Annotated in this window: 24 protein-coding genes; 4 read left to right on the top strand and 20 right to left on the bottom strand. The window is 63.4% G+C overall.

Translation table 11 applies throughout. From position 1 onward, the window contains the following. Position 1 precedes the first annotated feature (1 nt). The 6 genes from X771_RS156885 to X771_RS156910 form a co-directional block, all read right to left on the bottom strand. Positions 2-1,099 carry a peptidase C39 family protein gene (locus tag X771_RS156885; RefSeq protein ID WP_023687292.1) on the bottom strand — a complete coding sequence of 366 codons (1,098 nt, stop codon included), beginning with the start codon at positions 1,097-1,099 and terminating at the stop codon, positions 2-4. 206 nt (positions 1,100-1,305) lie between these two features. Next, a complete protein-coding gene (locus tag X771_RS156890; RefSeq protein ID WP_023687291.1) occupies positions 1,306-2,097 on the bottom strand; it encodes an anti-sigma factor in 792 nt (263 codons plus the stop codon). Continuing rightward, positions 2,094-2,612: an RNA polymerase sigma factor gene (locus X771_RS156895; protein ID WP_023670250.1), complete on the bottom strand. Its 519-nt coding sequence runs from the start codon at positions 2,610-2,612 to the stop codon at positions 2,094-2,096. Before X771_RS156895 ends, X771_RS156890 begins: the two co-directional genes overlap by 4 nt. Before the next feature lie 162 nt (positions 2,613-2,774). Beyond that, entirely contained in the window at positions 2,775-3,191 is a 417-nt protein-coding gene (locus X771_RS156900) for a type II toxin-antitoxin system VapC family toxin (RefSeq protein ID WP_023687290.1), read from the bottom strand. Further along, positions 3,191-3,433 (bottom strand): type II toxin-antitoxin system VapB family antitoxin, encoded by a 243-nt coding sequence (locus tag X771_RS156905; protein ID WP_023687289.1) that lies wholly within the window; start codon positions 3,431-3,433, stop codon positions 3,191-3,193. Before X771_RS156905 ends, X771_RS156900 begins: the two co-directional genes overlap by 1 nt. 47 nt (positions 3,434-3,480) lie before the next feature. Beyond that, entirely contained in the window at positions 3,481-6,255 is a 2,775-nt protein-coding gene (locus X771_RS156910) for a DUF2339 domain-containing protein (RefSeq protein ID WP_023687288.1), read from the bottom strand. A 247-nt stretch (positions 6,256-6,502) separates the two neighbouring features. Here X771_RS156910 and X771_RS156915 point away from each other — a divergent pair, with 247 nt between their 5' ends. Beyond that, positions 6,503-6,967: an NUDIX domain-containing protein gene (locus tag X771_RS156915; protein ID WP_023687287.1), complete on the top strand. Its 465-nt coding sequence runs from the start codon at positions 6,503-6,505 to the stop codon at positions 6,965-6,967. A gap of 100 nt (positions 6,968-7,067) precedes the next feature. Here the strand turns inward: X771_RS156915 and recO are convergent, their stop codons facing one another. From recO to rpoZ, 11 genes are all read right to left on the bottom strand, one after another. Further along, positions 7,068-7,859 carry a DNA repair protein RecO gene (gene recO / locus X771_RS156920; protein WP_023687286.1) on the bottom strand — a complete coding sequence of 264 codons (792 nt, stop codon included), beginning with the start codon at positions 7,857-7,859 and terminating at the stop codon, positions 7,068-7,070. Positions 7,860-7,961: 102 nt separating this feature from the next. Then, positions 7,962-8,855, bottom strand: coding sequence for an aminoglycoside phosphotransferase family protein (locus X771_RS156925; protein ID WP_023687285.1), 894 nt, complete (start codon positions 8,853-8,855; stop codon positions 7,962-7,964). A 44-nt stretch (positions 8,856-8,899) separates the two neighbouring features. Then, positions 8,900-9,826 carry a GTPase Era gene (gene era / locus X771_RS156930; protein ID WP_023670243.1) on the bottom strand — a complete coding sequence of 309 codons (927 nt, stop codon included), beginning with the start codon at positions 9,824-9,826 and terminating at the stop codon, positions 8,900-8,902. Further along, the gene (gene rnc, locus X771_RS156935) at positions 9,823-10,539 is read right to left on the bottom strand and encodes a ribonuclease III (protein WP_023684493.1); all 717 of its coding nucleotides are present in this window, start codon (positions 10,537-10,539) and stop codon (positions 9,823-9,825) included. Before rnc ends, era begins: the two co-directional genes overlap by 4 nt. Next, a complete protein-coding gene (gene lepB, locus X771_RS156940; RefSeq protein WP_023670241.1) occupies positions 10,539-11,288 on the bottom strand; it encodes a signal peptidase I in 750 nt (249 codons plus the stop codon). Before lepB ends, rnc begins: the two co-directional genes overlap by 1 nt. A 90-nt stretch (positions 11,289-11,378) precedes the next feature. Next, entirely contained in the window at positions 11,379-11,792 is a 414-nt protein-coding gene (acpS, locus tag X771_RS156945) for a holo-ACP synthase (RefSeq protein ID WP_023670240.1), read from the bottom strand. Continuing rightward, positions 11,789-12,373, bottom strand: a complete 585-nt coding sequence (locus X771_RS156950) for a DUF2062 domain-containing protein (protein ID WP_023670239.1) — start codon at positions 12,371-12,373, stop codon at positions 11,789-11,791. The genes acpS and X771_RS156950 overlap by 4 nt, the downstream gene beginning before the upstream one ends. A gap of 266 nt (positions 12,374-12,639) precedes the next feature. After that, on the bottom strand, positions 12,640-13,020 hold the full coding sequence (locus X771_RS156955; RefSeq protein ID WP_023687284.1) for a VOC family protein: 381 nt from the start codon (positions 13,018-13,020) through the stop codon (positions 12,640-12,642). An 11-nt stretch (positions 13,021-13,031) separates the two neighbouring features. Continuing rightward, positions 13,032-13,610: an orotate phosphoribosyltransferase gene (gene pyrE / locus X771_RS156960; protein ID WP_023687283.1), complete on the bottom strand. Its 579-nt coding sequence runs from the start codon at positions 13,608-13,610 to the stop codon at positions 13,032-13,034. A gap of 197 nt (positions 13,611-13,807) precedes the next feature. After that, a complete protein-coding gene (locus tag X771_RS156965) occupies positions 13,808-16,039 on the bottom strand; it encodes a bifunctional (p)ppGpp synthetase/guanosine-3',5'-bis(diphosphate) 3'-pyrophosphohydrolase (RefSeq protein ID WP_023670236.1) in 2,232 nt (743 codons plus the stop codon). Between the two features lie 127 nt (positions 16,040-16,166). Next, a complete protein-coding gene (rpoZ, locus tag X771_RS156970; RefSeq protein ID WP_023670235.1) occupies positions 16,167-16,568 on the bottom strand; it encodes a DNA-directed RNA polymerase subunit omega in 402 nt (133 codons plus the stop codon). 321 nt (positions 16,569-16,889) lie between these two features. Between rpoZ and X771_RS156975 the strand changes: the two genes are divergently transcribed. Together X771_RS156975 and X771_RS156980 are read left to right on the top strand one after the other, a co-directional pair. After that, complete coding sequence (locus tag X771_RS156975; RefSeq protein ID WP_023670234.1) at positions 16,890-17,471, top strand: NYN domain-containing protein; 582 nt, start codon at positions 16,890-16,892, stop codon at positions 17,469-17,471. Beyond that, a complete protein-coding gene (locus X771_RS156980; RefSeq protein WP_023687282.1) occupies positions 17,468-18,133 on the top strand; it encodes a uracil-DNA glycosylase in 666 nt (221 codons plus the stop codon). The genes X771_RS156975 and X771_RS156980 overlap by 4 nt, the downstream gene beginning before the upstream one ends. A 266-nt stretch (positions 18,134-18,399) precedes the next feature. On the opposite strand, the gene X771_RS156985 is transcribed toward X771_RS156980, so the two are convergent. The 3 genes from X771_RS156985 to dapA form a co-directional block, all read right to left on the bottom strand. Next, entirely contained in the window at positions 18,400-19,107 is a 708-nt protein-coding gene (locus X771_RS156985; protein WP_023687281.1) for a GH25 family lysozyme, read from the bottom strand. Between the two features lie 82 nt (positions 19,108-19,189). Further along, the gene (smpB, locus tag X771_RS156990) at positions 19,190-19,669 is read right to left on the bottom strand and encodes an SsrA-binding protein SmpB (protein WP_023687280.1); all 480 of its coding nucleotides are present in this window, start codon (positions 19,667-19,669) and stop codon (positions 19,190-19,192) included. A gap of 25 nt (positions 19,670-19,694) precedes the next feature. Continuing rightward, complete coding sequence (gene dapA / locus X771_RS156995) at positions 19,695-20,576, bottom strand: 4-hydroxy-tetrahydrodipicolinate synthase (RefSeq protein WP_023687279.1); 882 nt, start codon at positions 20,574-20,576, stop codon at positions 19,695-19,697. 277 nt (positions 20,577-20,853) lie between these two features. On the opposite strand from dapA, the gene X771_RS157000 reads away from it, so the two are divergent. Further along, the gene (locus X771_RS157000) at positions 20,854-22,887 is read left to right on the top strand and encodes a lytic transglycosylase domain-containing protein (protein ID WP_023687278.1); all 2,034 of its coding nucleotides are present in this window, start codon (positions 20,854-20,856) and stop codon (positions 22,885-22,887) included. Positions 22,888-22,953 lie beyond the last annotated feature (66 nt).

Here is a 22,953-nt window from a genome sequence, read left to right as displayed (position 1 = left end):
ATCAGCGTTTCCCAAGAGTGATGGCAGCACGCAGTCCGTCGCGGCCAAATTGCGCCATGTTCATGAAGATGCCGTGCGGCACGGGAATGTTGGCGGCATCGAGGATGGTCTCCTGTCTTTCGTCCTCGACCCAGGGATCGTGGATCAGGATGTGGTCGCCATCGTCGCCGATAGCCAGCACCCAATGCGGCACCTTCTTGCCGAACATCAGGAAGCCGCTGATCAGCACCAGCACCAGTTTTCCCTGAGCCAGGGCGCCGCGGATATCGACGATGGTGAATGGACGGTAATTCACCGGGATGCCGTAAAGTTCCGCGCGGCGGCGAAAGTCCACCTGGGCAAGTTCCATCACCCGGCGCTTGTCGTCGCTGCGCACTGATTGCAAGAACAGCGCGCCATAGAAGGACACGAAGATTTCCGCCGCAAGCCCGCTTTCGTAGCCGGAAACCGCAAGGCCGAAGGGCTCGCAGCCGCCTGGGCCGGACATCATGAACACGGTCGTTGCCTCGCGCCATAGGCGGATTTCCATGACCGGATCGGGCACGAAGCCGGAATCGAAATTGGCCATCGCCATCATCAGGCAGCATGGACCGCAGGTGAACTCGCAGGTCTGCTGGTAGAACGGGACTTTGGTGGCGACCGGAATATCGCCGCGCAAGGTCTTTTCGTAGCGCAGCGCGGTGGCGCCATCCTCGTAATAGTGAGGCTCGCGACCGATCTTGCGGTAGCCGCTCTGCTCATAGATGCCAATGGCGCGAAGATTGTCCTCGCGCACTTCGAGACGCAACATCATGCGGTCGTGCTCGAAGGCAGCTTCTTCGGCCGCTGCAAGCAGCATGCGGCCAATGCCGCGGCCGCTGAAAAACGGGCTGGTGGCAAGCGAATAGAGCCGGGCGACGCCGCTGCCCTTGCGAAACAGCACGATGGCGTAGCCGGCGACACGACCATCGCTTTCGGCGACCAGCATCTCGGCTGTCTCGCGTTCGATCAACAAGCGGAAGGAGCGCCGGGAAATGCGGTCACTGGAAAAGACCGCCTTCTCGATGGCGGCGAGGTCATCGACGTCGGACGCGCGGGCCTTGCGAATCTCGGCAGGCATGCGGGTTTGGAAAACCTCGATTGGGTGGAGGAAAAGACCGCAGTCAAAAACGTCGCAAACATCAGCCGAAACGCCGATATCCATCAAGCGCTATCGCACCTTGAATAGGGCCGAATTGTGACAGTTCCACCGCGAGTGGCGGGCGGTGACCGCGGCACCGCCAGGTGCGGCGCCGCCTCGGCGCATGACGCCAAAACCGAATGTGCTCAACTGGCGATACCGGCCAGAAGCTGACCGTAGGCGCGCTTGGCGACCGCAGCCAGCTGCTCGCGCGGCAGCGAGCCGACGACGGCGCAGGCATAGCCCTTGTCCAGCCAGTAGACCGCCTCGGGACCGTCGGCGTCGGCCATGTAGGTGCCCTTGGACTTGGCTGAGGAATCAGCGGTAACGAACAAGGAGATGCGCTGACCCTTGGCGTCCTCGTAAAGCAGCATCGCTGCCTTGCCCTGGCCGGCGGGCAGCAGCCGGCCGCCAACCAGCTGGAAGCCTTCCGCCACCAGATCCGGCGCCACCAGTTTCAAGCCGACGCGGTTGGACAGCCAGGTCTGCAGGTGATCCTTGTCGCTTGCCGGCACTTCCACCGCATGGCGCTGTTCGGCGGCATAGATGACATGGGCGGCGATAGCCTCTTCGGCCAGTTGGTCATCGGCGCCATCTTCCCTGCCGATGCCGTCGATGCCGGCAAAATAGCCGCCAAGACCGCCGATGACGAGCACTGCGGCCGCCGCGGCCGCAAGCCACCAGCGCGACTGCCGCGCCGCCGCTTTGGTCGCGCCTTCACCGCTAACGATCTGCTTGAACAGCACCGGCACGGGCTCGTCGAGCACACCGGCAAAGGCGGCGCGCAACGCGGCGCGGTCGGCGGTGTAGCGGGCGCTTTTCGCCTTCATTTCGGGATTGGCGTCGATCCAGGCGTCGTAGGCGGCGCGCTCGTCGCCCGGCAGCTCGCCGTCGAGAGCCATGTGGATATCGCGTTCGGAAAAATCGCGGCGGGTCATTTCTCGACGATCCTTATCGAGCGGCGGCGCGCCGTGTCATCGAGCAGGCTGCGCAGCTCCTCGCGTCCGCGCGCTATGCGCGACATCAGCGTGCCGGCGGGCACGCCGAGAATGTTGGCGGCTTCGGCATAGGAGAATCCTTCGATGGCGACCATGACGAGAGCGGCGCGACGGTCGGGGCTGATCGCCTGCAATGCGTCGATGATCTCGCGCGAGGCGGCGTTCTCCGCCTGCTCGGCGGGGACTGCCTGCGCCTCGTTTGCGTCAAGCGGCAGGATCGCCGCCTCACCGCGCCGGTTCACCTTGCGCATCTGATCGATGAACAAATGATGCATGATCGTAAACAGCCACCTCCGGGGGCTTTCTCCCGTCTGCCAGCTTTCAAGCCGCAAGAGCGCTCGTTCGAGGCAATCCTGGACGAGATCGTCGGCGGATTCGCGGTCGCGCAGAAGCGAGCGTGCGTAGCGGCGCAAGCGCGGTATTTCGCCAAGGATTGCTGCCTTCTTTTCGTCCATGACCGCTGGTTCTGAGGTCGCCCTTGTTTAACCCGATTGAACGCGCCTTCCCGGCGCGGCGCAAGCGGCCAGCGCGAAGCGGTCTGCCGCCCCGGTCACCCAAGCACTGAGATAACGAGGTGATCGGCTAAATTATTCCCCGCAATCAACAAGAGGGCCGAATTATCCTAAATCGGTCTGCGCGAAATCATGGCCTTTGTATAGCAGTGGAAGATCGCGGCTTTTCGCGCAGGCGTAAGCAAAACAGTCCCCGAGATTCAGATCCGCCTTGTGGCCAACGGCTTTGCCGTAACGGGCACTCGCGTCAATGGCCCGAGAGCTGATGTTGTCGTCAATGGCCAGACTCTCTCCCATGATCTCCACAATGAACTCATCGATCAGATCGCGGGCATGGAGAAGGGCTTCAGCGCTGGGTCTGCGCGGGCCGGCGCCAGCCCGTGCCAATGCCTGTGTTGCTTCGAAGTGAACCAACGGAGAAACCCAGACCTGCCCGGAAAAACCGGATAGCTGCTCCAGCAATTCCTCCCACCCAGGTTCCTGGTTGAGAATGGCGACGATCACCGACGCGTCGACAAACATCAGTCTTCCCACAGCTCGTCGGTGAACTTCTTCATATCGAAATCGGGATTGGGCAGGCCAAGCTTCCTGGCCCTGTCCTGAAGACTGGCGATCCGGTCGCGCAGCGGCACCTTCGCTCGATTGCGCTCAAGTTCGTGCACGAGCGCGACCCGCACCGCCTCCGTTTTGCTCGGAGCGTTCGTCTCGCGTTGCAATCTGCTGGCCAGCGCATCCACTTCGTCGTCGCGGATATAGAGCGGCATCGAATATCCTCCGTTGGATATTCATATATTCCACCTTGTATATCACTTCAAGTTGCGGCGTTGGCCTCCCTCGCCGCCCGCGTCAGCAGCCGCTGGTAGAACAAGCCGATGCCGATCAGCACGGCGCCAAGACCGATGAAGGACAGCGCCCTGAGCACGCCTTCCAGTTCCGACATGTCGAATAGGAAGACTTTTACCACGGCGATCGCGATCAGCGCCGCCGAGGCAATGCGCAGCACCTGCGACTTCAGCCAGACGCCGGCGGTGAGCAGCACGACGCCAATGACCAGCCAGAGCGCCGAATAGGTGTAGGTCTCAAGCTGCCCGAGGCCGCTCCACAGGCCGATGAACTCGCCCTTGAACACGCGCCTGACCGACAGTGTGGCGTAGGCGAAGACAAGCAATGCCGCCACTACCGCCAGCATCTGCGCATACCATGGCGGCCGCTTGTCCCTGGCATAGAGCGCCAGCCCGCCGGCGGCTATGGCCGGCAACAGGTAAGCCAGGAACAAGAGGTTGAACACCGGGATCTGGCCGGTCGATTCGTCGGTGAACAGCGGATTGAGCACCAGGAAATGCTGGAGGACGATGAAGGCGACCGAGAGCACGCCGGCGGCCATCGAGCCGTAGCGCAGCACAGAGCTTGGCGAGCGCATGTCGATGGCCACCAGTATCGCGCCGGCACCGATGGCGATCAGCGTATAGATCGCCTGTTCGGCGAGCGTCACCGGGCCGGTGTCGATGACGCCGCCATGCATGGCGTGGCGCACCAGCATGGCGACGGTGAGCAGCGCAAACAGGGCTGCACCCGCCTCCATCGCAAGGCGCGGCCGGCCATTGCCAGTTGTTGGTAGTGCGGGGGTGGTACGCGCGAGTTGCCAGGCGGCAAAGCCGAAGGCCAGCGCCGGTACGCCGTATCCCGGCAGCAGCCAGTTGAACACCGGCGTCGTCGTCAGGAACTCGGCACCGACGATGGTCGGATCGAAGGCGACGCGGCCAAGCACGGCAACGACCGCGCCGACCGAAATCCAGCCAAGCACCGGATAGCTGCGCCACCGCGTCGCCAGCGCCGGCACGATGGCGGCAACGCCGGCAAGAATGGTCGTCCAGCCGGAACCGAAGGCCATGTGCAGCATCAGGAGCCCGGCCAGAGCCGAGCCGCAAAGCGCGAAGGAGACGGCGACGTTGCCCTTGAGCGGCGGCTGTTCGGCGCGCGCAATCCATTCGCCGCCGGCGGCGAAGACGACGACCAGAAGGGCAGCTATCGCTGCGTAGACAAGGTCGCGGTCGAGATTGCCGTAGGCAAGCCACAGCGTCAGCAGAATAAGCAGCGGCGCAGCGACGCCCCATGCCGCCCAGCATGCCGCGCGGACCCGTGCTGAGGCGGCGAAGCGGCGTGCGGCCCAGAAGCCGGCGCCGATGAAAACCAGGCCGAGGGCAATGCCGATGCGCAGCGTCAACGGATTTCCGGCCGCCACCGGCATGCCGTCAAAGCCGATATTCCCCTGGGTTATGTCGGAGCCGATGGTGGTGGGCGGAATGATGCCGAGATGGATCATCACGCTCACCACGCCGGCGGCATGCAGCAGCGGCAGCGCGCGCGGCCGGTAGAGTGCGGTGGCGACAAGGGCGACGAGGACGAAGGCGCCCGGCAAGGCGCCACCGGCGGCGACCAGCGTCGTGTCGACGGACAGGCCTAGCGCTGAAAACGCAACGAAAACGCCTGGCACGATCGAGGGCCAGTCGAAGCCGGTCTTCGCCGTCTCCGCTTCGCTGTCACGTGTGCCCAGCCAGACAAAGGCAAGCACCGCCAGCGTCACCGCGTCGATGAACAGGATGACGGCAAGGTCGGCGACTAGCGTGCTCATCATGTAGACGATGGTCCAGGCGCCGGTGCCGAAGAAGGCCGCCGCAATCAGGAATTTCCAGTCGCGAATGCGGGCGATCACGGCTGTAGCGGCAAGCACGATCGCCAGGTAGACGAACAGCGCCCATGGGTTGGGCGCCTGCGAGGACACAAGCGCCGGCGTCGCCATCGAGCCGACGAGACCGATGCCGGCCAGGGCCTGGCCGTGGACGAGGGCGGCGACAATGGTCGCCACGCCGATGGCGCCGAGCACGGTGAAGGCGAAGGCCGGCCCGACGAAACCGTAAATGGCATGCGCGGCATAGACCGTACCGAACAGGATGAAGGCGCCGGCAGCCGTCAGGATCGCCGGAATATAGGCGCCTGCAGCCCCTTGCACCGGCACCTTGAAGCCGGTGCGGCGGATGAACTCGCCGCCGCCGATCAGCACCAGGCCGAGCAGCGCCGCCAGGGACAGCCGCACTTCAGGGCCGAAATTGCCGGCCTCGATGGTGTAGCGGATCAGGAACAGGCCGCCCAGGGCCAGCGCGACGCCGCCGACCCAGACCGCCCAACGGGTGCCGAGCGCCGTTTCGACCTCTGACTGGCGGGCTGCCTTCGCCGTGGCGGCAGGCGCGGATCCGGTGAATGCCGCCTTGGCCGCGGCCGACAGTTCTGGCACGGCCTCGCTGGTGGCCGCATCGGCTTCGGCGGCCGGTGCCTGGGCATGTGCCGCGTCTGCTGTTGTTGGCGAAGCTATGTCGGCAACTGGTGCGCTAGCGTGAGCGGCATCCGCCGGTGCGCTTGCAACCTGCTCGACCGGTTTGGCAACGGGCGGTGTCGCATGCACGCCGGACAGAACCAGACTGCGCAGCGCTCCGAGCTCGCGCTCGATCAGACTGACGCGGCCCTGCTGGCGCAAGACGAGGACAAAAAGCACGATAACGACGACGGCGCCAATCAGGCTTTCAAACATGGCGGTTCCCCCAAACCAGGCCAGTTTTCACTGACAATTGCGGCGGCCACACGGCCACCCCAGACGGCTATTCAAGTCACGCCACCGCAATGGTGGCCGAAAAGAAGTTATCGAGCATGTTTCGTCGGCAAATTCCAGCGGCCTACGGTCTTTATCCTCACCCATCATCTGAGATAGCCAGGAATGGCATGCCGCCGCCACTTGCCCAGGAGCCATGCTATCCTCGGATGAACTGTGGGGAAATCGAATGCCGAAACGAAGTGCAGGGCTGCTGATCCACCGGACAAGGGCCGGCATTCTCGAATTTCTGCTCGTCCATCCCGGCGGCCCATTCTGGGCAAGGAAGGATGAAGGCGCTTGGTCGATCCCCAAGGGCCTCGTCGAGGACAATGAAGATGAGTTGGCCGCCGCCCGGCGCGAGGCTGGGGAAGAACTCGGAGTCAGCATCGAGGGTGATTTCGAGCCTGTCGGCAGCTATCGGCAAGCCGGCGGCAAGATCGTCATCGCCTGGAGTGTCGAAGCCGATTTCGATCCCGATGCCGTTAAAAGCAACATGTTCACGATGGAATGGCCGCCCAGGTCAGGCGTGACGAGGGAATTTCCCGAAATCGACAGGGCCGGCTGGTTTTCCTTCGCGGAGGCCAGCCTCAAGATCCTCGGCGGTCAGCGCGCCATCCTCGATGATTTCATGGAGCATCGCAAGGCCGGCTGAGGCTCTTGCCCTACGAGTACCCCCACCCTAACCCTCCCCACAATGGGGAGGGAATGCTGCCGCATGCAGCTTTTGCTGTGAACCTGGACGGTTGCGGAGGTCAGCACCCACCGAGTCTCCCTCCCCTTTCTGGCGCAGCGTCTGCCGTAGTGGCGGCATTGCCGCCCGAATGATGCTTGCGCAAGGCGGCGAGGAAGCCGGCACGGGCATCGGGCTGTTCAATGCCGCGCGGCTCGTAGACATGGCGGGTGAAAAAGAAACCGGTCAGATGGAAGGCGTCCTCGAGTGCCGCGTGGTCCGCCCGCAAGCCGGAGCCGCGCCGCAGGAAGGCCGGCAGCGCCAGCATCTTGTCGCGCCATGGCGCGCCGGCCTGGCGCGAAACCGCGCGGCCGGATTTCGGCGAGACATAGGCCAGATCCTGCCTGGCGCCGGTCGCCGCGCACTGGCTGAGATCGAGGCCGAAGCCGAGTTCGTCGAGGATGAGCAGTTCGAAGCGCGCCACCAGTTCGCCGGCGGCATCCGAATCGTCCAGATGGGCGATCATCACGGCAAGCGTCTCATACAGGCCGCCATGGGCGTCGCGCTCCGGCAGGAGCCTGAGATGCGCGGCCATGGTCTGCAGGCCGTAGACGGCGACTGCGCTGTCCATCAACCGGGCGGCATTCATCTCGATCGCCTCGGCCTGGAAGGTGCCGAGATGCTCGTCGAGGCGTGCCCGCCACAAAAGGTCGACGCGGTTGCCGGGCTGCAGCACCGGCTGCTGCTTGCGCGAGCGCCCGCCGCGCACCAGGCCGAGATGGCGGCCATGCGCACGCGTCATTACCTCGAGAATGGCGCTGGTTTCGCCATGCTTGCGGGTGCCGAGTATGATTCCCTCGTCGCGCCATTCCATGGCAGGAGCTTGTCACCGGTTGCGTGGCGAAATCAAGATTTTGGCGCGCCGCGTGCGATCTGTGCTGACATTGGATCCCCACACATCGTCGAAAGGCTCCGATCACGCGAATTTCCGGTGATCGGCCAGGACGTCGTCGATGACGCGGCGCGATCGCTCGGCTTCGGCTTGGTTGGCGTCGTGTCCGGCAACGGTGATCAGCGCCTTCCACAGCGTCCAGCCGCGGCCGCGCGCCCAGGTCGCTTCATCGACGTCGATGGCAGCCCGGAATGCCTCCCGGCTCTCGCCCTGGAAGAATGTCCAGGCGATCGCCAGGTCGCAGGATGGATCGCCGATGCCGGAGGTGCCGAAGTCGATGACGGCGCTCAGGCGGCCGTTTTGGACCAGAAGGTTGCCCCAGGCGACGTCGCCGTGAAACCAGACGGGCGACCCTTGCCAGGTGGCGGCAAGGGCCGCATCCCAGACAGCGGTGGCCGCCTGGGTGTCGATCTGCCCCTCCAGCGCCTGGAGTGCTTCCCTTGTCTGGTTGTCATACACGCTCAGCGATCCGCCGCGGAAGAAATTGTGCTGGCCCGCGGGCGGCCCGCCCGCCGGATCGATCCGCCGGAGCGCAATGAGGAACTTGGCCAGATCGACCGCGAACTGTGGGCGATCGGCGATTTCGGCGGTCTTGGCTGTTTCGCCGTCGATCCAGCGGTAGACGGACCATTGCCAGGGGTAGTCCTCCCCAGGCTCGCCCATCGCCAGTGGAACCGGGATCGGCAGCGGCAGAAGCGGCGCCAGCCTGGGCAGCCAGCGGTGCTCTTTTTCGACCTGCAAGGCATATGGTGCGGCACTCGGCAGCCGCACAGTCATATCATTGCCGAGGCGGAAGGTTCGGTTGTCCCAGCCGCCAAACGCCACCGGCCTCACCGGCAGATGCCGCCATTGCGGAAACTGCGCGTTGACCAGCCGGCGCACGAGATCGGTATCGATGGTCGGTTTGGGATCAGGCATGTCATCGTCTCAAACTGCCGGGCGGCATTTCCAGACGATGAAGCTCAATGGGGAAACTCAAGCCCCATCTCGCGGTAGCGCTCGGGGTCGTCGCCCCAGTTTTCACGCACTTTGACGAACAAGAACAGGTGCACTTTCTGCTCGAGAATGCCGGCTATCTCCATGCGCGCCGACTGGCCGATGGCGCGGATGGTCTCGCCCTTGTGGCCGAGCACGATCTTCTTCTGGCTGTCGCGCTCGACATAGATGGTCTGGTCGATGCGCACCGAGCCGTCCGGTTTCTCTTCCCATTTCTCGGTCTCGATATGCGAGGAATAGGGCAACTCCTGATGCAGCCGCAGATACAGCTTCTCGCGGGTGATCTCGGCGGCCAGTTGGCGCATCGGCAGGTCCGAGATCTGGTCTTCCGGATAGTACCAGGGGCCGACCGGCAGCGCTTGCGCGAGATAGTCGAGCAAATCCTTGCAGCCGGAGCCGGTCAGCGCCGAGACCATGAAGGTGCGCTTGAACGGCACCTTTTCGTTTGCTGCCGCGGCCAGGGCCAGCAGCGCCTCGTGCTTGACCCGGTCGACCTTGTTGAGGATCAGCACCATCGGCTGGCGGACGTCCTTCAGCCGCTCGAGGATGGCGTCGGCGTCACCCCTGATGCCGCGCTCGGCATCGATCAGCAGCAGCACGATATCGGCGTCCTTGGCGCCACCCCAGGCTGTGGTCACCATCGCGGTGTCGAGCCGGCGCTTCGGCTTGAAGATGCCGGGCGTATCGACAAAGACGATCTGCGCGTTGTCATGCGTGGCAATGCCGCGCACGATGGCGCGGGTGGTCTGTACCTTGTGGGTGACGATCGACACCTTGGCGCCGACCAGTTGGTTGACCAGCGTCGACTTGCCGGCATTGGGCGCCCCAATCAGGGCAACGAAGCCGGAATGCGTGGCCTCCGCTGCCGGAGGGAGATCTTCGCTGCCGGTCATGCCGCACTCCCTTGGTTGGCCCAGATGCCTTCGCGCGTAAGAAACGCCGATGCCGCCGCTTCTTCGGCTGCGCGGCGAGAGCCGCCCGTGCCGCTTGCCGGCGCAAAACCGCCGACCTTCACGGACACCGTGAAAACCGGTTGATGTTCAGGTCCTTCTCGTTTCTCGATCGCGTATTCGGGCCTGACATCGCTGGTCTTGGCGATCCATTCCTGCAGGTCGGATTTCGGATTGGGCGGCTTGGCCACCACCTTTTGCGAGCGCGGCTCCCAGTAACGCAGGACGAATTGCCTTGCCGCATCGAGGCCGCCATCGATATAGACCGCCGCGATCAGCGCTTCGACTGCATCCGCCAGATAGTTTCCGCCCGAGCCACGCGAGCGCGCCTTCAAGGCAGCGTCGGCCCGAACCAGATCTTCGAGCTGCATTTCAATGCCGATCTCGGAGCATGTCCGCGCATCGACCAGGGCATTGAAGCGCGGGGCGATTTCACCTTCCGGCGCCTCAGGAAACTTTTCAAAAAGCAGGTCGGCAACGATCAGGCCGAGCACGCGGTCGCCAAGGAATTCGAGGCGCTGGTTGTTGCTGCTTGCCTTGACCGCGCTGGAATGGGTCAGCGCGGTCTCGAGCAAACGGACGTCCCGGAAGGAATGGCCGGTTTTGGCTGTCACCAAATCGGCCAGAGTTTCACCCGTCGGGCGCTTCAAAGCCATCAATTCACGAAATGGAACAGGCGCGACAGGCGCACCAGCGACGGCCATTTCCAGATCTCGAGCGGGCTCGCCTTCCCGGCGATCGAGAAGAAGACGATGTTGGCGCGGCCGACAAGGTTCTCCGCCGGCACGTAGCCGACGCTGAGGCGGCTGTCGGAGGAGTTGTCGCGGTTGTCGCCCATCATGAAATAGTTGCCGGGGGGCACGACGAACTCGCGGGTGTTGTCGGTGATCGAATTCGGTGTCAGGTCGAGCGTGTCGTAGCTGACGCCGTTGGGCAGGGTCTCGCGATAGACGTCGACCGGCTCAGGCACTTCCGTGATATCAGGATTTTGGATCTGGCCGGTTTTCACACGAGGCACGCCCTGGCCGTTGATGAACAATTGGCCGTCCTTCATCTGGATCTTGTCGCCGGGCAGGCCGACGACGCGCTTGATGTAGTCGAGCGACGGATCCGGCGGGAACTTGAAGACCACCACGTCGCCGCGCTTCGGATCGGAACCCCAGATGCGGCCGGAAAAGATGTCGGGGCCGAATGGCAGCGAATAGCGCGAGAAGCCGTAGGACCATTTGGTGACGAACAGATAGTCGCCTTCGAGCAAGGTCGGCCGCATAGAGCCGGACGGAATCGAGAAGGGCTGGAACAGCAAGGTGCGGATGACCATGGCCAGCAGCAAAGCCTGGATGATGACGCTGACGATTTCGCCAAGCCCGCCGGATTTCTTCTCGGATTTTTCAGCCACGCTCATGTCGTCCTCGATTGTGCGTTGGATGGTATAGAGTCTCGGCGCGCGCTGGGCAACGTCAAGTCGGCGTTAGATAGCGGTCGTCTGATGCAATCAATGTGGCGCTTGTTCGGCGGGCAACGCCTCGATGATCACAAAGGCTTGAGCAAGCGGGAAATCATCGGTGATTGTGAGGTGGATCGCCGCTCTGTGCCCCTGTGGCAGGATTTTGGCCAGCCGTGCCGCCGCTCCCCCGGTCAGCGCCATCGTCGGCGCGCCGCTGGGCAGGTTGGCGACCCCCATGTCGCGCCAGAACACGCCCTGCGCCAGGCCGGTGCCAAGCGCCTTGGCGCAGGCCTCCTTGGCGGCGAAGCGCTTGGCATAGGAGGCGGCGCGGCCCTTGCGGCCTTCCGAGCGGACCTGTTCGACCTCGGTGTAGATGCGCTGGATGAAGCGCTGACCATGCCGTTCCAGCGACTTTTCGATGCGTCTGATGTCGATCAGGTCGCTGCCGATGCCGATGATCATTCCGCCGGAACTTCCCGTCCGCGGTGCCCGGCCTTATGCGCCCGCTCTGCCATGCGCTTCCTGCGCTGCTCGCGAAAGGCTGTCATCCCCCAGCGGGTAATGCCGTAGAAGATCAGCCCGAAGATCAGGCCGAGCGGCACAGCGCCGATCAGCATCGGCTCGAGCACCGGGTGCCACAGCTTTGCAAACGACAGCGTGTGCATCATCTCACCAAGATGCGCAGGCGGTCCGTTCTTGGGCAGGCGTTCATGCAGGATCAGCTTGCCGACTTCCCAGGACGCTCCCCACAGCAGCGGGAAAGTCAGCGGATTGCCGAAGAATACCGCGCCGAGGGCGGCGGCCACCAGATTGCCGGCGACCACCCAGCAGAGCACGGCGGCGACGGCGAAATGGAAGCCGAGCGGAAAGAAGGAGGCGAAAACGCCGGCCGCGACGCCGGCCGCGACCGCATGCGGTGTCGCCTTCAGCCGCAGGATGCGCTTGGAGAAATATTGCAACGAGCGCGAAAACGAGCGGCGCGGCCACAGATAGGTACGCACCCGCTCCAGAATGCCATCAGGCTTTCGGCGTCGAAAAAGCACTCTGTTCCAGTTCCCGGTTCATCACGCCCAAATTGCAACCATCCCTGGCCGGGCGCGGTCGCTCCATCTTGCGCTTCGAGGGCGCAGAAAGGCAACAACGACTTTGATATAGCGACTGCCTTGCGGCGGAACAATGAAACGCCGCCGCGATGGTCTGCCGCAGGCGGGTAACAAGAGCGCCATTGGGGCGAAACTGAGGACAACATCGGGTGAAAGCTCCCCGACGACCGCAAGGTCCGCGCGAAGACGACGCCGAGGCGGATAGACTATTCCCGATATTCGCTGACTTCGACCAAATTGCTGTCCGGATCGCGGAAATAGACCGACATCATCTTACCGCGGGCGCCGGTGCGCTCGACCGGACCGACTTCGATGGCAACGCCATTGGCTTCCAGACTGGCGCAAATCTCGGCAAGCGGCCTTGCGGCGACCAGGCAGAAATCGCCGGAACCAGGCGTCGGCACCTTGGCCTTGGGCTCAAAGGTGCGGCCCACCTGATGCAGATTGATCTTCTGCGATCCGAACAGCAACGCCGTCGGCCGGTTCGGCTCGTCGAGGCGCTTCAGGCCAAGCACCCGCTGGTAGAAGGCGCAGCTGTCCTCCACAGAGCGGACCGTCAGCACGAAATGATCGATGCCGGCGATCATGGTGATGTCCCCTAGATGTTGCGGCTTCCTGGCTTAACGGCGGGAATGGCGGCAAGTTCCGGCGGCAGGCGGTCGGCGGGATAGGCCGGGACCTCGTATTCGGCAAGCGCGATCAGCGGCACGCCGACATTGGTCTTGCCGGCCGAGCGGTCGATGATGCAGGCCGCCGCCACCACCTCGGCGCCAATCGCGCGCAGGCAGTCGATGGTTTCGCGGATCGAGAGACCAGTGGTGACGATGTCCTCCACGATGACGACGCGCGATCCCGGCGCGATCTCGAAGCGGCGCAGCCTGAACTCGCCGCCTTCGCGCTCCACCCAGATTGCTGGCACACCGAGATGGCGCGACGTCTCATAGGCCGGGATCAGGCCGCCGATCGCCGGGCCGACGACGTAGTCGATCTTGCCCGGCACCGCCTTGCGGATCTTTTCGGCCAGCGCCTTGCAAAGCCGCTCGGTCTTGTCGGCATGCATGAAGACGCGCGCCTTCTGCAGGAAGACCGGGCTGCGCAGACCCGACGTCAGGATGAAATGTCCCTCCAGAACAGCGCCCGCCTCGCGGAAAATGCCCAGCACCTCGTCGGTGTTCATTGTTTGCTCCGTGCCCATGGTGAATGGTGAATGGTGAATGGTGAATGGCAGCGAGCACCTTCCTTCACTATTCACTATTCACTATTCACTATTCACTATTCACTATTCACTATTCACTATTCACTATTCACTATTCACTATTCACTATTCACTATTCACTATTCACTATTCACTATTCACTATTCACTATTCACTATTCACCCATTCACACGCCGCGCATCGCTGACGCTCGAATTATCCTTGAGCTGCGACAGCAGCCGGTTGAGGTGCTTCAGATCCCAGACTTCGAGATCGATCAGCATTTCGGTGAAGTCGGGCGCGGTGCGCACCATCGACAGCGTATGAATGTTGGCGTCGTTGGAGGCAACGACCTGGGCGATGTCGGCGAGCGAGCCCGGCGCGTTGATGGCGGTAACCGAGACGCGCGCCGGAAAGCGCTCCTTGGTCTGCTCGTCAATGTCCCAGCGCACGTCGATCCAGCGCTCCGGCTGGTCGTCGAAGGCCTGCAGCGCCGGCGACTGGATGGGATAGATGGTGATGCCGGTGCCCGGCTGGACGATGCCGACGATGCGGTCGCCAGGCACGGCCCCTTCCGGCGCGAAACGCACCGGCAGGTCGCCGCGCACGCCGCGGATCGGCACCGCGCCATCGCGCGGCTGGTCCTTGTCCTTGCGCGCGGCTCGGGTGCCGGGCATCTGGAACAGCATGCCGGCGGCGTTGCGGATCTTCGACCAGCCCTCCTCGCGCTGCTTAGGGGCGCTGACGGTGACGCGCTCGTCCTTGTAGTCTGGGAAGACCGCCTTCATGACGTCGGTCGAGGCAAGTTCGCCGCGCCCGACCGAGGCCAGCACATCCTCGATGTCCTTGCGCGCCAGCCGGTGCAGCACCGGCTTCAGGCTTTCCTTGGTGAAGGTCTTGCCGGCGCGCTCGAAGGCGCGCTCGAGAATGCGGGCACCAAGACCTGAATATTGCTTGCGAATGGCGTTCTTGGTGGCGCGGCGGATGGCTGAACGCGCCTTGCCGGTGACCACCACCGACTCCCAGGCCGCTGGCGGCACTTGCGCCTTGGAGCGGATGATCTCAACCTCGTCGCCGTTCTTCAGTTCCGTCATCAGCGGCATGATGCGGCCGTTGACCTTGGCACCGACGCAGGTATCGCCGACATCGGTGTGCACGGCATAGGCGAAGTCGATGGGCGTGGCGCCGCGCGGCAGCGCGATCAGCATGCCTTTCGGCGTGAAGCAGAATACCTGGTCCTGGAACAGCTCCAGCTTGGTATTTTCGAGGAAGTCTTCCGGGTTGTCGCCTTCTGCCAGTTGCTCGATGGTGCGCCGCAGCCAGGCATAGGCGTTGGTCTCCTTCGAGATCGCATGGGCGGCACCGTTCGTCTTGCCGCCGGTGTCCTTGTAGATCGAATGGGCGGCGACGCCATATTCGGCGATCTTGTTCATCTCGCGGGTGCGGATCTGCAGTTCGACGCGCTGGCGCGATGGGCCGACAATGGTGGTGTGGATCGAACGGTAGTCGTTCTGCTTGGGCGTCGAGATGTAATCCTTGAAGCGGCCAGGTACCATCGACCATGTGGTGTGAATGGCGCCGAGCGCGCGGTAACAGTCTTCGACGCTGTCGACGACGACGCGGAAGCCGAAGATGTCCGAGAGCTGCTCGAAGGACAGCGCCTTGGCCTCCATTTTGCGGAACACCGACCAAGGCTTCTTCTGCCGGCTCTTCACGCCGGCGTTGATGGCATGCTTTTCGAACAGCGCCGACAGCGCCTTTTCGATGTCGGTCAGCACGCCCTTGTTGCGCTCGAATATCTCGGCAAGCCGCGCGGTGACGGCGCGATAGGCTTCCGGATTGATGAAGCGGAAGGCGATCTCTTCCAGTTCCTCGCGCATGCCTTGCATGCCCATGCGCCCGGCGAGCGGCGCATAGATGTCCATCGTCTCCTCGGCGATGCGCAGGCGCTTGGCCTCGGGCATGTGGTCGAGGGTGCGCATGTTGTGCAGACGGTCGGCGAGCTTGACCAGCAGAACGCGGACATCCTCCGAGATGGCCAGCAACAGCTTGCGCAGGTTTTCCGCCTGCTCGGCCTTCTTGGAGACGAGATCGAGCTTCTTCAGCTTGGTCAGGCCTTCGACCAGCTTGCCCATTTCGGGGCCGAACAGATCGTCGATCTCGGCCCGCGTCGCGGTGGTGTCCTCGATCGTGTCATGCAGCAAGGCGACGGCGATCGTCGCCTCGTCCATGTGCATTTCGGTGAGGATGGCGGCGACTTCGAGCGGATGCGAGAAATAGGGATCGCCGGAAGCGCGCTTCTGGTGGCCATGCTTCTGCATGGCGTAGACATAGGCCTTGTTGAGCAACGCCTCGTTGACGTCAGGCTTGTAGCGCGCAACGCGCTCGACAAGCTCATACTGACGCATCATGGGCGGGTTCTCACGGTGCTGAAATGATTGATGCGCCGCACTGATGTACGGCGCATCTCATAGATAGCCACGAAACTCACGGGACGGAAGTGCCGGAACCATATTCCCGGCAGGTCCAGGGCAGCGATTAGTAGTCGTCGCTCTTTTCCGGGGGAACCAGGCCCTCGATGCCGGCCAAAAGGTCTTCCTCGGTCATGCGATCGAAGGTGACGTTTTCTTCGGCGTCGTCGGCATCGGTAGCTGCAACTGCGTTGCCGGTCTGGTCGGCGATCGCCTCGCCGTCGGCCTCGGGCTCGTCGACCTCGACATGCTTCTGCAGCGAGTGGATCAGATCTTCCTTGAGGTCGTCGGGCGACAGCGTCTCGTCGGCAATCTCGCGCAGCGCTACGACCGGGTTCTTGTCGTTGTCGCGGGGCACGGTGATCGGCGCGCCCTGGCTGATCTGGCGGGCACGGTGGCCGGCGAGCAGCACGAGCTCGAAGCGGTTGTCGACCTTGTCGATGCAGTCTTCAACGGTTACGCGGGCCATTGATTGCCCCTTTCATGCCTGGAAAACAGGCGCGGTCCATAACCCGAACGCCGCCAAAATACAAGCATTATGGCGCCGTGGCCCCATGGGCTGGCGAATGCCAGTCTCTGGCGCCGGTGAATGCCTTGCCGGCAAAGCCCGCATACCGGCGACGACACGGCTCCGATCACAATTGCTTGCAGTGCGCCCCGGCACCCTTGGATTGCCGTAAAACTGGCGCTATCTCGGTTGACGAAAGGTCAGCCGGTTTATTTACGAGCCGACCGATATAACGACCCATTTCGATTAGTCCGCCACCTATTTCGAAAAAGGAATATTGCCATGTTCGACCCCCGTGAAAAAATCGCTCTTTTCATAGACGGCGCCAATCTCTACGCCACCTCGCGCGCACTCGGCTTCGACATAGACTACCGCAAACTGCTGTCCAGCTTCCAGAAGCGCGGCTATTTGCTGCGCGCCTATTACTACACCGCTCTGGTCGAGGATCAGGAATACTCTTCGATCCGCCCTTTGATCGACTGGCTCGACTACAATGGCTTCAAGGTGGTGACCAAGCCGGCCAAGGAATTCACCGACTCGACCGGCCGCCGCAAGATCAAGGGCAATATGGACATCGAACTGACCGTCGATGCGCTCGAACTTGCCGATGTTGTCGACCACTATGTCATCTTCTCCGGCGACGGCGACTTCCGCACACTGGTCGAAGCGCTGCAGCGGCGCGGCCGCAAGGTCTCGATCGTCTCCACCATGGCCTCGCAACCACCGATGATCTCGGACGATCTGCGCCGCCAGGCCGACCATTTCATCGATTTGACCTCGCTGAAGAACGAGGTCGGCCGCGATCCCTCCGAACGGCCGGTGCGCAGGCCCGAGCCGGCCGAAGTCGAAGAGGAAGACTATTGACGGCGGCGGCCTTGGACGCCGCTCCCGAACCCGACCGCGACTGCCCGCTCTGCCCGCGCCTGCATGATTTCATCGCAGACTGGCGGCAGCGCGAGCCGTCGTGGTTCAATGCGCCGGTGCCGACTTTCCTGCCGCCTGATGGCGAGGACGCCGTCGAGCTGCTGATCGTCGGGCTGGCGCCCGGCCTGCGCGGCGCCAACCGCACCGGGCGACCGTTCACCGGCGACTATGCCGGCGACCTGCTCTACTCAACGATGATCGCTCACGGTTTTGCCCGCGGCGAGTTCAAGGCGCGGCCGGATGACGGCTTGCAGTTGGTCGGCACCGCGATCACCAATGCGGTTCGCTGCGTGCCGCCGGAGAACAAGCCGGTCGGCGCCGAGATCGCCACTTGCCGCAGCTTCCTGGTGCCGACGATCGCGCGCTTTCCAAAATTGCGCGCCGTGCTGGCGCTGGGCTCGATCGCGCACCAGTCGACCGTCAGGGCGCTGGGCCAACGCGTCGCCGCCTATCCGTTCAAGCACGGCGGTCAGTTGCCGGCCGGCGGCGTCACGCTGTTTTCCAGCTATCATTGCTCGCGCTACAACACCAACACCGGTGTCTTGACGGAGACGATGTTCGTCAAGGTTTTCAGCGACATCGCCGAGTTCCTGCGCAATTAAGCCTTCAGAACCCCGCCAGCACGATCTTGCCCTTGGCTTGCCCGGGCGCGGATGACGAAGCTTGCCGAAAGGCAGGCACGACGAGACAGGCGCTCTCCAAAGCCTTGAGCGGCGACGGGAACCCGGAATTGCGACAATCATGAAAGTCCGGAAGCGCTCGGTCTGAAACCGACCTTCGTTAGCGCGCAGACTGGCCGGAACGCTGGGTAGGGCCGATCAGCGCCGCGATGTTTGGTTCCAATCTCGCGCCGGTCGAGCACGCCAGGTCAAGGCGCGGCAAACAACTCAGCCAGCTTCTCCTGCCCGCCCTTCAGCACATTCAGATCGACATCGCCGACGATGCCGTCGACGCGGCCCATATTGTGGTACTGCCAGTAGATCCAGTCGTTGCGACCTGGCTCCAGGAGCAACGAGCGACGCCAGAGCGGGCGAACGTCGATTTTCCCGGCATAGGCGTCCTCGGCCTCGTCGGTCAGGTAGATGATCGCCGGCTTGCCGAACGCAGCTTCAACCGGTCCGAGGAAGGCCTGGAGTTCCGCGCTCAGCTGCTCCGGCGACGGGCGTTGCGGGCAGTTGCCGCCGAATTCGATGTCGACGACCGGCGGCAGCAGCGGCTGGTCGTGCGGCACCACCGCGATGAAATTTTTCGCCTGGTCGGCGCCCGGCCGGCAGAAGGTGAAGAAGTGATAGGCGCCGACGGCGAGGCCGGCCGCGCGCGCCTCGCGCAGATTCTTGGCGAAGGCATCGTCGACATGGTCGCCGCCCTCGGTCGCCTTGATGACCGCGAAGGCGACATCGTCGGCGGCAACGCGCCGCCAGTCGATCTCACCCTGATGATGGGAAACGTCGATACCCCTGACCGGATAGCTGTCACGATCCGGCGAGAACGTCCGGAAATAGAAGATGCCGCCTGCGGCGACGATGCCGGCGAAGACCAGACTGGCCGCACCCCAGAGGATGATCCGGTTCTTCAAGCCTTCCCCCGTCATGTTTTGCTGTTGCAGCTGTTCGAAACTTGAAAGCCGATGTCTGGCTTTTCTGGGGCTGCCTGAGATTCTAGCCGCGTTCCTTCATGAGCCGGCCCTTTTCGCGCGACCAGTCGCGCTGCTTTTCGCTCTCGCGCTTGTCGTGCAGTTTCTTGCCGCGGCCGACGGCGAGCAGCAGCTTGGCACGGCCCTGGTCGTTGAAGTAGATTTTCAGCGGCACCAGCGTCATGCCTTCGCGGTCGATGCTCTGCGCCAGTTTTGCCATCTCGCGCTTGTTGAGCAGCAGCTTGCGGCGCCGCCTGGGCTCGTGGTTGAAGCGGTTGGCCTGCAGATATTCCGGCAGATAGGAGTTGATCAGCCAGATCTCGCCGCCCTCGACCGAGGCGTAGCTGTCCTGGATGTTGGCCTGACCCTGGCGCAACGACTTGACCTCGGTGCCGGTCAGCACAAGGCCGGCCTCGACCGTGTCGAGCACCTCATAGGAAAACCGCGCCTTGCGGTTTTCCGCAACGGTCTTGTTGTTGGGATCGGCTTTTCTGACCTGGTTCATGATGCGGAGAGGTGGCGCCTCATCCTTAATTTATCAAGCCGGCGTGTTTCATCGCCGCATCGATCTTCTCGGCGGTCGACGCCTCGATGGTCACCAGCGGCGAGCGCACCACGTTCTCGACCTTGCCAATTTTCGACAGCGCGTATTTGACGCCGCACAGGCCGGGCTCGAGGAAGATCGCCTTGTGCAGCGGCAGCAGACGGTCCTGCAATTCCAGCGCCTTGGCGCTGTCACCGGACAATGTGGCTTCCTGGAATTCGGCGCACAGCCGCGGCGCGACATTCGACGTCACCGAGATGCAGCCGACGCCGCCATGGGCGTTGAAGCCGAGCGCCGAGGCATCCTCCCCTGAAAGCTGGATGAAATCCTTGCCGCAGGTGGCGCGCTGTTCGGACACGCGCTCGACCTTGCCGGTGGCATCCTTGACGCCGACGATGTTCTTGAAGTCGTGCGCCAGCCTGCCCATCGTCTCCGGCATCATGTCGATCACCGAGCGCGGCGGGATGTTGTAGATGATGATCGGCAGCTTGGTCGCCCTGGCGACGGCGGCGAAATGCTCGTACAAGCCGCGCTGTGTTGGCTTGTTGTAATAAGGCGTGACCACCAGAGCGGCGTCGGCGCCCGCCTGCTCGGCATACTGCACCAGACCGACCGCTTCAGCGGTGTTGTTTGAGCCGGCGCCGGCGACGACCGGAGCGCGGCCCTTGGCCACCTCGATGCAGACCTTGACGACATGGCGATGCTCGTCATGCGACAGCGTCGGCGACTCGCCGGTGGTGCCGACCGGGACGAGGCCCGTCGTGCCCTCGCCAAGTTGCCATTCGACGAAGGCGCGAAAGGCTTTCTCGTCGAAACGCCCGCTCTTTTCGAACGGTGTCACGAGCGCAGTAAGCGAGCCTCTCAGCATGTCGTCCAACTCCTTGGAACTTGTTTGTTTATGCATGTCGTCGTCCCAAAACCGGTTCCCGCTTTTGGGCGACTGCATCGGGCGCCTTCTAGCCGAAAGCGAAGCCGCGCACCATAGTCTCGACACTGTTGCGCGGCAAGCATGCCGATGGTGCCAGCAAGCGCAATTCGAACGGCCTCGATAACCCTTTGTTTACGGGCTCTTCACGACCTAAGTCTAGGCTCTCGGGCACCTGGGCTTGCCATCTAAAGTGCCGCAACAGGGAAAGATCAGGATCATGCCGGCCGGTCGGCCACTCCGCTTCATATTGCTTGGCGCCGTTGCCCTGCTGATAGTGGGGACGGCGGCAAACGAGAGCGTCGACGAGCAGACGACCTCATCGATCCCGATGCCCGACATGCAAGACAGAGCGCAGACCGATGCGCCCTCCCCCAGTATCGTCGTGCTGAAAAGCGGTCTCGACGCATTGGCGACCGGCGATATCGCCGCGGCGCGAGCCGTGCGCGAAACATTGCCGGCCAATTCGCTGGACCGCCATATCCTGGCCTGGGCAATCGCGCTCTATGGCGGCGACCATGTGCCGAGCAGCGAGATTGCCGATACCGCAAAGATGCTGCCGAACTGGCCGGGCACCATGACCTTGCGCAAGAACAGCGAGCGCGCGCTCTACCGCGAAAGCCCGTCGCCGCAGACCGTGGTGAAAGCCTTTGACGGCAGCCAGCCGCTGACCTTTCAAGGCGTGATCATCCTTGCCCGTTCTTATGTAGCTCTTGGCAACACCAAGGCTGCGCTTTCCGTGCTGTCGCCATTCTGGCGCACCGAGAAGCTGGAAGCCAGGGACGAGGCGGCCGTCAGCAAGGAGTTTGGCGCCATCATTCCGGCTGCCGACCATCGTTTCCGCATGGAACGGATGTTTTATGCCGACCGGGAGAATTCGGCACTGCGGGTCGCAGCCCTTGCCGGCGCGCAACCGCTGGCCGATGCCTGGGCCGCCGCCTCGCGTGGCGACAAGAACGCGGCCAAGCTGTTGAAAGCGGTGCCTGCCGCGCAGCAATCGGCCGGCTATTTCTTCGCGCAAGCCGAATATCTGCGCAAGCAGCGGAAGTTTGCGGACGCCGCCGCGGTGATGATGAAAGCGCCAACGAACCGCGACGCGCTGGTCGATCCCGATGCCTGGTGGGTCGAGCGCCGCGTGCTGTCGCGCGCACTGGTCGACCAGGGTGACTGGAAGACCGCCTACAAGATCGTTGCCGCGCATGCCGCCGAAAGCCCCGCCAGCGCCGCCGAGGCCGAATTCCACGCCGGCTGGTATGCGTTGCGCGGCCTCAACGATCCTGCGACGGCCTCGACCCATTTTGCCCGCATCGCCGATCTCGCGCAGGGACCGATGTCGCTGTCACGCGCCTATTACTGGCTTGGCCGCGCGGCGGAAGTCGGCGGTCCCGGCAATGCGAAGGATTATTTCACCAAGGCGGCAGCCTATGGCACCACTTTCTACGGGCAGTTGGCGGCGGAACGGGTTGGCTTGCGCACGCTGAACATCGTCTATCCCGAGCCAAACACTGCCGACCGCCAAAGCTTTGACGGCCGCGAAGCCGTCAGCGCCATCAAGCGGCTGCAGGAGGCGGGCTACGACCGCTATGCCGAGACGCTTTACCGCGACCTCGCCGGGCAGTTGACCAGCCCCGGCGAGCTGGCGCTGCTTGCGGTGCTGGCGGAAAAGCAGGGCAATCATTTCATGGCGCTGAAGATCGGCAAGATCGCCGGCGCGCGCGGCATCGACGTCGGCGCGCTGTCGCATCCGCTGGGCGTCATTCCCGACACCGCCGACATATCCGGCTCGGGCAAGGCGCTGGCCTATGCGATCGCCCGCCAGGAAAGCGAATTCAATGTCGGCGCCGTCTCCAGCGCCGGCGCGCGCGGCCTGCTGCAGCTGATGCCGGGCACCGCCAAGCAATTGGCGAAGAAGGCAGGACTGAGCTTTTCCCAGGATCGGCTGACCAGCGATGCCGGTTACAATGCGACGCTGGGGGCTGCCTTCCTTGGCGAGCAGCTCGACCGCTTCGGCGGCTCCTATGTGCTGACCTTCGCCGGCTACAATGCCGGCCCTAACCGCGCCAGCCAATGGGTAGCCAAGTACGGCGACCCGCGCGGCAAGGGCATCGACGCCGTCGTCGACTGGATCGAGCGAATTCCCTACACCGAAACAAGAAGTTACGTGCAGCGCGTGATGGAGAATTACGAGGTCTACAAGATGCGCATTTCGGGGAAGTACGATATCGTTGGAGATTTGGTGAACGGAAGAGGCTGAGGCCGCAGAGCTGTCGCCACGGGCAGACGTTGGCGATCCTTCGCGCCCCCCTTGCCGGCCATCTCC

The organism is Mesorhizobium sp. LSJC269B00 (genome assembly GCF_000502815.1).
Lineage (GTDB): Bacteria > Pseudomonadota > Alphaproteobacteria > Rhizobiales > Rhizobiaceae > Mesorhizobium.
This window is presented reverse-complemented; position numbering and strand designations above follow the sequence as displayed.